A 9,433-nucleotide genomic window follows, 5' to 3' on the forward strand; every position below is an offset into this window, starting at 1 on the left:
CACTGGTAAAACCCACAAAAGGCCACTACTGTACCGCATAATAGCATTTGCCTAATGGAAATCATCAGATTTTTAGATTCCTTTAATATATCCAAACTGAGAAGTGTGAATAATTGGATGGTAATAGGTTTTGGGAACTGCCAAAAAATTGGGAGACACCATGAGTGTTGAGCAAAAAAGACGCGCCCTGATTACTGGGGCTAGTAGCGGAATTGGAAAAGCAACGGCTTTAGCCTTTGCCAAAGCCGGAATAGATGTCGCCTTAGTCAGCCGTTCTTTAGATAAATTGGAGGCGGTTGCAGAAGCTGTACAGCATACTGGGGTGGAAGCAAGAGCTTACGCTGTAGATTTAGCGCGGATCTCTGAAGTCAAAGAAAAGATCCAAGCGATCGCCCTTGATTTTGGTGATATAGACATTCTGGTAAACAATGCGGGCCTTGCCTACACAGCCACCTTGAGCGAAACTCCCCTAGAAGACTGGCAGCAGGTAATTGACTTGAATCTCACCAGCGTATTTCAGTGCATTGTGGGGATTTTACCTTCAATGCGCGATCGCGGCACAGGGACAATTATCAACGTTGCCTCAATAGCTGCCAAGCAACCCTTTCCCGGCTGGGGAGCATATAGCGTTAGCAAGGCTGGTTTGATAGCCCTCTCTCAAACCCTGGCACAAGAAGAACGCATCCACGGCATTCGTGTCACAGCTATCTCTCCCGGCGCAGTCAATACCGAACTTTGGGACACAGAGACAGTCCATGTCAACTTAGACCGTTCCAAAATGTTAACCCCAGAAATTGTTGCTCAGTCAATTCTTTACACAGTTCTGTTACCACAACAGGCAGTTATTGACGAATTGACCCTAATGCCCAGCGCTGGCGCACTCTAATTAGTCCTCGATCGTTTGTCTTTGTCTTTTGCAAATGACCAATGACCAATGACTAATGACCAATGACTAATGACTAATGACAAAACCATAACCAAGACTGAATCATGACTATTGCTAGTTCTAACGGTTCCAATTGCTCTCAATCGCCTCTGATTCCCGATTTAGCAGAAGCCATAACTCCTAGACCCGATCGCAATACTCATAATGGGCGACCAGCAGATGTGTTCTCGCCAAAAGAGGAACAGATGGAGGAAATGAAGGACGCGGTGCGGGCAATAATATTGGGCGTTGGTGAAGATCCCGAACGTGAAGGACTCCTTAAAACACCAAAACGAGTGGCCGAGGCAATGCGGTTTCTTACCAGTGGCTACAACCAATCCCTTGAAGAACTCGTTAACGATGCCATCTTTGATGAAGGGCATAGCGAGATGGTACTAGTTAGAGATATTAATTTCTTTAGTCTGTGCGAACACCACATGCTGCCATTTATGGGTAGAGCGCACGTTGCTTACATCCCCAACCAAAAAGTTGTGGGACTTAGTAAACTGGCCCGCATTGTTGAAATGTATTCTCGTCGCTTGCAAGTACAGGAAAGATTAACCCGCCAAATTGCCGAAGCAATTCAGACCATTTTGGAACCTCAAGGCGTAGCCGTTGTGATGGAAGCTAGCCACATGTGCATGGTAATGCGGGGCGTGCAGAAACCAGGTTCTTGGACTGTCACTAGCGCAATGGTTGGTGTCTTCCAAGAAGACCATAAAACCCGCGAAGAATTTTTTAACTTGATTCGCCACCAAGCAGCATTCTTTTAGGGAATCGGGAAGGTGGGGCCCCTGAAGGGGATAACCCGTATTTCTCACAAGCTTGAGGGGCTTCAGAGGCAGAGGGGAAAGAACTTGGTATTTGAACTCTCCTCTGCTCCCCTGCTCCCCTGCTCCCCTGCTCCCCTGCACAAGGCTTTGAGAGATGTGGTGAGAAATTCGGGATAAGGGGTAATGAGGCATTGAAATAATTAATATTTCTGCTTCCTTTGCTTCTTTTGTTTCCTCATCTCCCTTGACTTCACATTCCCTACTCCCTACCCCCTAATTTTTTAAACAACTTAGTTACTTTATCTAAATCCTTATCTCCAGGTGCGCGTTCCACACCACTAGATAAATCAACGCCGCTAGGACTAATTTGACTTAAAGCTTCCAAAATATTATCTGCTGTTAATCCCCCAGCTAAAAACCAAGGGCAATTGGGGTTAAATTGCTCTAACATTTTCCAATCTAAGGTTTTGCCTGTACCACCAAGTTGTTCGGGATGGTAGGCATCAAGTAATAAAGTATCTATGTATTTTGTGTAATGAGCCGCAGTGTCTAGATGCTCAAGACTACGAATCCTTAGCGCTCTAATAATTTCGATATTGGGTAACTCTTGACGTAATTGGTCGCAAAAATCTGGTGATTCATCTCCGTGTAACTGGACACCAGTCAACCCAGAATTAACAACTATCTGACTGATTTCAGGGATACTAGCATTGGCAAAAACACCAATTGTGTCAATATTTGCCGGGAGTTCTGCCACTGCTACCCGAATTTGGGATGTAGTCACGTAGCGAGGTGAAGTTGGCACACAAATAAATCCTAGTGCCGTTGCCCCCAGAGAGGCGATCGCTATAGACTGCTGTGGTTGAGTGATACCGCAAATTTTAACGCGCATGGAAATATAACAAAGAATTTAGAATAATCACCTGAAAAGTCTAAACTATCTAAAAAACTTTTGGGCCTAGTAATTTTATAATCTTGAGGTCTGGGTTAACTTTTTCATTTAGGAGACAAAAGCTTGATTTCATCTACTTTACTAGCAGCAGCTGCAAATGTTCCCGCAACACCTGCGTGGAATCCTACAGTAGGAATTATTATCAGCATCAGCAGCTTAGTAGTGCTTTTGCTAAGTACTAAGATTGAAAAACCCTTAGTTGGCCCCAAATTGCCTATCCTACCGGTCAGTGTTCCAACATTTGTTGCAGCAATGGCTTTTGGTCATATTATCGGTATTGGCATCGTTTTAGGACTGACTAACATCGGTCGTCTATAACTTTGCAATGACCGCGGCGTTACCTGTAACGCCGCGATTAAATACAAAACTAGTAAAATATGGTTTTTTCCATTTCACACATTCAATAAGGGGAGTAGAAGAGGAAATAAACAATTCCCAATTCCCAATTTCAGAGTTTTGCTCAGAGACATTAATTGTCTATTCTAGAAATAAGAGCATTTCGTTACTCGCAGTACCAAATTGATGCTCATAAATACATGTATAAGTATATACGAAAATATTACAGTATAGGAACTACTGGCAATATCTAGTTTTAGGACAATATAATGCAAACAAATTGGAAAATTGGGTCTTTATTTGGCATTCCCCTATTTTTAGACCCCTTATGGTTTGTGATTTTAGGGTTGGCAACCCTCAACTTTGGGGTAGCTTACCAGGAATGGGGGACTGCTGTCGCTTGGAGTGCTGGAATAGTTATGGCACTGCTGCTATTTAGTTCGGTGTTGCTACATGAATTGGGTCACAGCTTGGTAGCGCGATCGCAAGGTATTAAAGTTAATTCAATTACTCTGTTTCTGTTTGGCGGGATTGCTGCTATCGAAGAAGAATCTAAAACTCCTTTCAAAGCCTTTCAAGTAGCGATCGCTGGCCCATTGGTGAGTATCATACTATTTTTATTCCTCCGTATAGGAGTTACCGTAATCCCCCATACTAGTCCCCTCAGTGTCATGGTCGGAGATTTGGCGAGAATTAACTTAGTTGTGGCGCTATTTAACCTGATTCCTGGCTTACCTCTAGATGGAGGGCAAGTGTTAAAAGCAGCACTATGGCAAATAACGGGTAATCGTTTTCAAGCCGTACATTGGGCTGCAAAGGCTGGGCAAATTTTGGGTTATGGTGCGATCGCTCTGGGATTTGTTGTAGATTTCTTGACAAGAGAGTTAGCACTTGGTTTGTGGATTGCGATGTTAGGTTGGTTTGCTGTCCGCAACGCCAGCACTTATGACAACATGACTACGTTGCAGGAAAGCTTACTTAAAGTGGTGGCGGCTGATGCGATGACTCGTGACTTTCGGGTTATAGATGCTGACCAGACATTGCGTTCTTTTGCCGATTTATACTTGTTGGAAACCGCCCCTTCACAGGTTTATTTTGCTGCTTCTGATGGACGTTACCGGGGTCTAGTTTCCATTGATAATTTTCGTGTAACCCAAAGAAGTGAATGGGAAACCCAAACCTTACACAGCATTGTGCATTCTCTGACAGAAATACCCACCGTTACGGAAGCAACAACCATAGCTGAGGTAATTAACAAGCTGGAAAATGAGCAGTTACCTCGAATTACCGTCCTTTCTCCTGCTGGTGCTGTAGCTGGTGTAATCGATCGGGGAGATATTGTGCGATCGTTGGCACAAAAGTTAAATTTGCGGCTCACAGACGCTGAAATTAAGCGGATCAAAGAAGAAGGTAGCTATCCGCCTGGGTTGCAACTAGGAGTAATTGCAAAGTCAATTGCAAATTAAGTGTCATACCCTTGTCATAGTTTTGCAATAGATTCGTCAAAAGCTTGTGTGATATTGAATATGGTATTTGGTTACAAAATGCTTTTTTTGGGTAAAAGGTAGGATTTCCTACCTTTTTTATTTTTTAGACCTAAGTTTGACCTAAGAAAATGCCTAAAACATCACCAGACACAGTTTTTGAATTACTATATAATGCGTAATTAGATTGTATTAAATTTATCTATTGCAACCGCCGAAAACGATCGTGTATTGGAAAGTGCGATCGCATGAAATTATCGGTTTATGAAAATAGATCCTCGACAACTTTTACGAAGTCGGGGATCTGAATATAGTGGGAAGTGCGATCGCTTGATTTTTAAGACAGTCGCTACAAATAACTTTAATTACCTCCCAATTTCTGTGTGTTCCCACCCCCGCCAAGATTTAGACCATCTGGACTCTCATACACCTGACCGCCTACAAAATAAGTGATAACACTATTTCTGTTAGTACACGTCATCCTTTGTACCTCTCCAGTCCCTTTATACGCCCTTGCAGTATTGCCACCACCGCCAAGGTTTAGTCCATCTGGACTCCGGTAAATATATCCCCCCTTAAAGGCGGTAAAAAGAGCATTTTGGCACACTAGCATTTTATTTACTGTCGCGGAACCAGGATAAGGTTTCGTAGTGCGGCCTCCACCACCAAGATTTTGCCCATCTGGACTCCGGTAAATAGATCCTCCTGCAAACGCCGTGTAAATTGCACCACCGTAGTTAATAATATGCGTAGCTTTTCCTTTTCCTGTGTAGACTACAACAGCGTTTTTAGTGTTGTCTGCGGGATAGAAGAAAATCTGATTGTTTGGCTGAATTTCATACCGACCGTTAGGAACTTGTGCTTTGGCAGATGAAGGCATCAAAACATTTAAAGAGCTTATATTCATAATAGAGATAGCTGCAACAGAGAAAAGAGTTTTTAAGAATTTCATCCGCTTGTTTTTCCGAAAATACTGTGAATTACCCAAGTTATATAGAGAAAGCGATCGCTTTCTCTATATCTCCTCTAAGAAGTTGGGGATATAAATACTGGTTATCTAAATACTCTACTATTTGGTATAAAGTTTGACGGTCGGAAAAGGTCTGAGAAAAGTCGGATCTTTTTAGTTGATTTACGTAAACTTTTTGTAAAAAATCAAGTTGATGATAGGAATATTGTAGTTAAGCTGTATTACTACGTAAATAAATGACGGCAGAAGAAGCGATCGCACTAGTCGAGCAATTATTGCCACAGGGACGCTTAACCAAAGTTCAAGAAATTGTCTTTCGTCAATCTTGGGCAGGACAGACGTACTTAGACATGGCTGTAGAATCCGATCGCAATTTTTAGTTACATCAAAGACGTTGGCTACTAACTGTGGCGATCGCCTTTAGCCCTGATGGAAAAACTCTCTTCACCAGTGGCTATGAAAAGATAGTTAAACACTGGGATTTTGAAACAGGCAATTGTCTGCAAACTTTAAGACCAGCCCGCCCTTATGAAGGCATGATTACAGCACTTCCGGCAGCTATGGGGTACATCCTCAAAGCTGAAAGGTATGCTAGGAGAGGGGCAAGGAGAAAAACTATATTCCATAATAGCCGGAAGCGCTGTATTACTGAAGCGATCGGGTTGGCTGAAGCAGATGTAGCAACTTTAAAAGCTTTGGGGGCGTTAGAAGTAAATTGATGTAGGACTACAAAACATGTCTTAACCTCCAAAATCAAAACACATGATTTTTTGGCTATTCCTCTATTCAACTTGTTGGCGAAGCGATGGTGTTAGAATCATTAGTCCTCTAACAATTTCTTCAGGAGTAGCCGTACCATTGACTACCTTTGGTATAATTGCCATAACTTCCAGAGCTAGGTTTGTTGGAATTCCCTTTGCTTCTAACCGCTTCAATTCCAAAATATCAATACCTTTTGCCAATCCATCCAAATACTCTTCTACACTCACTCCTAAATTTTCAATCTCCAACATAAGTATAATTTCCTGTTTTTTGTTCGATTCTTAGCTATCAAAGCCTACCAAGTTGGAAAATTATTAAAACTTCCAGTTTAAAGTGAGTAAAATGTAGGGACGTGATATACTACACCTCTCACTTACCCTGGTTTTATGGCACTGCCAATTGTTGCAATTATCGGACGCCCAAATGTGGGCAAATCCACCCTGGTTAATCGACTCGCCGGGGAACAAACGGCGATTGTCCATGATGAACCGGGAGTGACACGCGATCGCACCTACATGCCAGCTTTCTGGAATGGTCGCGAATTTTTAGTTGTAGACACTGGCGGTTTAGTCTTTAATGATGATACCGAATTTTTACCACTGATTCGCCAACAGGCAATGACAGCCCTGGCAGAAGCTTGTGGCGCTATTTTTGTAGTCGATGGTCAAACAGGCCCCACATCGGCAGACCAAGAAATCGCCGAATGGATGCGCCAACAACGCGTACCTGTACTATTAGCTGTAAATAAATGTGAATCTCCAGACCAAGGCTTAATGCAAGCTGCCGAGTTTTGGGAATTGGGATTGGGCGAACCTTACCCCATCTCCGCAATTCATGGTAGTGGTACAGGAGAGTTACTCGACGAGTTAGTTAATCACATCCCTGCTGTTGAAGACATCCCCGAAACTAATGAAATCAAAGTAGCGATTGTGGGTCGTCCGAATGTGGGCAAATCGAGCTTACTCAATTCTTTTGTCGGCGAAGAGAGGGCAATTGTCAGCCCAATTTCTGGTACAACCCGCGATGCGATTGATACCGTTATTGAACGAGACGGGCAAACCTACCGCTTAATTGACACCGCCGGGATTCGCAAAAAGAAACATATAGAATACGGTACAGAATTCTTTAGTATTAACCGTGCTTTCAAAGCAATTCGCCGCGCTGACGTGGTTTTATTAGTAATAGATGCTGTAGATGGAGTCACTGAGCAAGACCAAAAATTAGCTGGGCGGATTATCGAAGAAGGTCGAGCTTGCATCATCGTCGTTAATAAGTGGGATGCTGTCGAAAAAGACTCTTACACAATCTACGACTACGAAAAAACTCTGCAATCACGGTTACATTTTACCGAATGGGCAGAAACAATTTTTGTCAGCGCCTTGTCAGGACAACGAGTAGAAAAAATTCTCGAATTGGTGAAAACGGCGGCTGAATCACACAAACGCCGTGTCAGTACATCAGTTATCAACGAAGTATTAACAGATGCCGTGAGTTGGCATTCACCACCAGCATCCCGTGGTGGTCGTCAGGGCAAAATTTATTATGGTACACAAGTAAGTAGCCAACCACCAACGATCGCACTATTTGTCAATGATTCCAAACGCTTCAACGACAACTACCGCCGCTACATTGAACGCCAATTTCGGCAACAGTTAGGATTTAAAGGCACACCAATTATTTTGCTATGGCGCAGCAAAAAAGTCCGTGATGCCGAAATTGGTAACGTTAATAGAGCAACTCGCGTCAAATTAAGTTAGGAGACGCGATTAATCGTGTCTGTACAGGAGTTATGAGTTAAAGTCAGATGTCAAAACTCTTAACTCCTCACTCCTAACTCCTAACTCTTAACTTTAAAATGGATTTACTGCGATCGCTGCCACTTGGACTTTATTTAGAACAACCCCAAACTTGGCTGCATAAAATCGATCCGCGAGTCAAGTTCGCCTGGTTGATGAGCTTTTTAACAAGCTATGTTTTGGCTAATAATATTTGGCGGGTAATGCTGGTGGTAGTGTTGATTGCTGCCACCTTGATTGCTAGGATTCCTCGCCGAGTATGGCAGCAGCAAATGGGTTGGTTGTTAATGCTATCGTTTTTTATTTTAGCGATCGGAGCCATTAGTCCTGATGGAATGGGTGTAGATTATCAGCCACGCCTACCAGCTAATGAACAAATATTAACCCAACCAGCAAACTCCAAAAATATTGTTCCAGAGCAGGTAAGCGATCGCAAAAAATATAGTTATGTGCTATTTCACAAAGGCCCAGTCAAAGTAACTCGTCGCTCCTTGGATTTGGCTGTACGCCTGAGTACACTTATATTTACCGTGATTTACAGCACAAACCTGTATCTGCTAACAACCGCACCAGAAGAAATCACCTCTGGCATAGAAAGCTTAATGCAACCGTTACGACGCTTTAAGTTGCCTGTCACAGAAATTGCTTTAACTTTAACCTTGTCCTTACGTTTTATTCCCCTAGTTTTAGAAGAAGTGCAAAACTTATTTCGCTCAGTTATGACAAGGGCAATTAATTGGAAAAAGCTGGGATTGAAAGGAGGATTCAAGGTTTGGATGACAGTAGCAGAGAGACTTTTGGAAAATCTCCTCTTACGAGCCGACCAAATGGCCAATGCAATGATGGTGCGGGGTTTTACCAGTCCCAACGAGCATCGAGTGCAGTGGCATGATTTACGATTCAAAGGGCGTGACTGGCTTGCTATTGCGACTTTAATTGTATTCTGGGGAATACGCATAGCTATCGGAACTCAGGTCTAATTTTGCACCGAGAAAATGGTATAGAGGTAATTGTCAGTAGTTGTAGCTAATTTGTACTCACTGCTGAAAACTGTTAACTAACTATGAGCAACCCTTAGAAACAGTATGATCGAGGCTTGGTATTGGCGATCGCTACCTTTAGAAAAGCGCACAGGTTCAGAAGTTTTTGCTGCTCTTTTTCGCCCCACCAACCCATCGGGAATTGCAACCCTACTGGAAAGTCCCTACCCAACACCAATCGATCATCCCCAACTCAGCCGATATTCTATCTGTGCAGGCGCTCCTCGTCTAGTCGATGGTATCCCCCAAATGTGGACACCAGAAGTAGGAGAAGTTTTTCCCTTCCTAAAAAAGTTGTTACAGCAAGGAGTAGGAAGAGATGAAGAGGATGAGGGGGATGAGGGGGATGAAGTAGTATTTTCTTCCCCATCTCCCCCTGCTTCCTCATCTTCCCC

The 9,433-nt window shown here is 43.1% G+C and carries 11 protein-coding genes and 1 pseudogene; 9 read left to right on the forward strand and 3 right to left on the reverse strand.

Translation table 11 applies throughout. The annotated features are described in order from the left end of the window. Positions 1 to 160: 160 nt before the first annotated feature. Positions 161 to 886 (forward strand): SDR family oxidoreductase, encoded by a 726-nt coding sequence (locus tag CDG79_RS24940; protein ID WP_094344539.1) that lies wholly within the window; start codon positions 161 to 163, stop codon positions 884 to 886. 104 nt (positions 887 to 990) lie between these two features. Beyond that, complete coding sequence (gene folE / locus CDG79_RS24945; protein ID WP_094344530.1) at positions 991 to 1,698, forward strand: GTP cyclohydrolase I FolE; 708 nt, start codon at positions 991 to 993, stop codon at positions 1,696 to 1,698. 259 nt (positions 1,699 to 1,957) lie between these two features. On the opposite strand, the gene CDG79_RS24950 is transcribed toward folE, so the two are convergent. After that, a complete protein-coding gene (locus CDG79_RS24950) occupies positions 1,958 to 2,590 on the reverse strand; it encodes a phosphoribosylanthranilate isomerase (RefSeq protein WP_094344531.1) in 633 nt (210 codons plus the stop codon). Positions 2,591 to 2,713: 123 nt separating this feature from the next. Here CDG79_RS24950 and psaK point away from each other — a divergent pair, with 123 nt between their 5' ends. Together psaK and CDG79_RS24960 are read left to right on the forward strand one after the other, a co-directional pair. Next, positions 2,714 to 2,968: a photosystem I reaction center subunit PsaK gene (psaK, locus tag CDG79_RS24955; protein ID WP_094344532.1), complete on the forward strand. Its 255-nt coding sequence runs from the start codon at positions 2,714 to 2,716 to the stop codon at positions 2,966 to 2,968. A 287-nt stretch (positions 2,969 to 3,255) separates the two neighbouring features. Further along, positions 3,256 to 4,452: a site-2 protease family protein gene (locus tag CDG79_RS24960; protein WP_094344533.1), complete on the forward strand. Its 1,197-nt coding sequence runs from the start codon at positions 3,256 to 3,258 to the stop codon at positions 4,450 to 4,452. 379 nt (positions 4,453 to 4,831) lie between these two features. Here the strand turns inward: CDG79_RS24960 and CDG79_RS24965 are convergent, their stop codons facing one another. Next, positions 4,832 to 5,377, reverse strand: a complete 546-nt coding sequence (locus CDG79_RS24965; RefSeq protein WP_143855574.1) for a hypothetical protein — start codon at positions 5,375 to 5,377, stop codon at positions 4,832 to 4,834. Between the two features lie 299 nt (positions 5,378 to 5,676). On the opposite strand from CDG79_RS24965, the gene CDG79_RS42725 reads away from it, so the two are divergent. Then, entirely contained in the window at positions 5,677 to 5,820 is a 144-nt protein-coding gene (locus tag CDG79_RS42725; RefSeq protein ID WP_189525116.1) for a hypothetical protein, read from the forward strand. Positions 5,821 to 5,847: 27 nt separating this feature from the next. Next, positions 5,848 to 6,159, forward strand: a complete 312-nt coding sequence (locus tag CDG79_RS24970) for a WD40 repeat domain-containing protein (protein ID WP_094344535.1) — start codon at positions 5,848 to 5,850, stop codon at positions 6,157 to 6,159. A gap of 63 nt (positions 6,160 to 6,222) precedes the next feature. Here the strand turns inward: CDG79_RS24970 and CDG79_RS24975 are convergent, their stop codons facing one another. Beyond that, a complete protein-coding gene (locus CDG79_RS24975; protein ID WP_094344536.1) occupies positions 6,223 to 6,453 on the reverse strand; it encodes a hypothetical protein in 231 nt (76 codons plus the stop codon). Positions 6,454 to 6,588: 135 nt separating this feature from the next. On the opposite strand from CDG79_RS24975, the gene der reads away from it, so the two are divergent. The 3 genes and pseudogenes from der to CDG79_RS24990 form a co-directional block, all read left to right on the forward strand. After that, entirely contained in the window at positions 6,589 to 7,959 is a 1,371-nt protein-coding gene (der, locus tag CDG79_RS24980; protein WP_094344537.1) for a ribosome biogenesis GTPase Der, read from the forward strand. Positions 7,960 to 8,057: 98 nt separating this feature from the next. Continuing rightward, complete coding sequence (locus CDG79_RS24985) at positions 8,058 to 8,978, forward strand: energy-coupling factor transporter transmembrane component T family protein (protein WP_094344538.1); 921 nt, start codon at positions 8,058 to 8,060, stop codon at positions 8,976 to 8,978. 105 nt (positions 8,979 to 9,083) lie between these two features. Further along, a pseudogene (locus CDG79_RS24990) lies at positions 9,084 to 9,433 on the forward strand (aminodeoxychorismate synthase component I); the annotation flags it as partial.

It is taken from the genome of Nostoc sp. 'Peltigera membranacea cyanobiont' 232 (assembly GCF_002245985.1).
Classification (GTDB): Bacteria; Cyanobacteriota; Cyanobacteriia; order Cyanobacteriales; family Nostocaceae; genus Nostoc.

Excerpts from the sequence above, each read along its gene's own strand:
- CDG79_RS24940 (WP_094344539.1), top strand. The coding sequence starts at position 161 with ATGAGTGTTGAGCAAAAAAGACGCGCCCTGATTACTGGGGCTAGTAGC.
- folE (WP_094344530.1), top strand. The coding sequence starts at position 991 with ATGACTATTGCTAGTTCTAACGGTTCCAATTGCTCTCAATCGCCTCTG.
- CDG79_RS24950 (WP_094344531.1), bottom strand. The coding sequence starts at position 2,590 with ATGCGCGTTAAAATTTGCGGTATCACTCAACCACAGCAGTCTATAGCG.
- CDG79_RS24960 (WP_094344533.1), top strand. The coding sequence starts at position 3,256 with ATGCAAACAAATTGGAAAATTGGGTCTTTATTTGGCATTCCCCTATTT.
- CDG79_RS24965 (WP_143855574.1), bottom strand. The coding sequence starts at position 5,377 with ATGAATATAAGCTCTTTAAATGTTTTGATGCCTTCATCTGCCAAAGCA.
- CDG79_RS42725 (WP_189525116.1), top strand. The coding sequence starts at position 5,677 with ATGACGGCAGAAGAAGCGATCGCACTAGTCGAGCAATTATTGCCACAG.
- CDG79_RS24975 (WP_094344536.1), bottom strand. The coding sequence starts at position 6,453 with ATGTTGGAGATTGAAAATTTAGGAGTGAGTGTAGAAGAGTATTTGGAT.
- der (WP_094344537.1), top strand. The coding sequence starts at position 6,589 with ATGGCACTGCCAATTGTTGCAATTATCGGACGCCCAAATGTGGGCAAA.
- CDG79_RS24985 (WP_094344538.1), top strand. The coding sequence starts at position 8,058 with ATGGATTTACTGCGATCGCTGCCACTTGGACTTTATTTAGAACAACCC.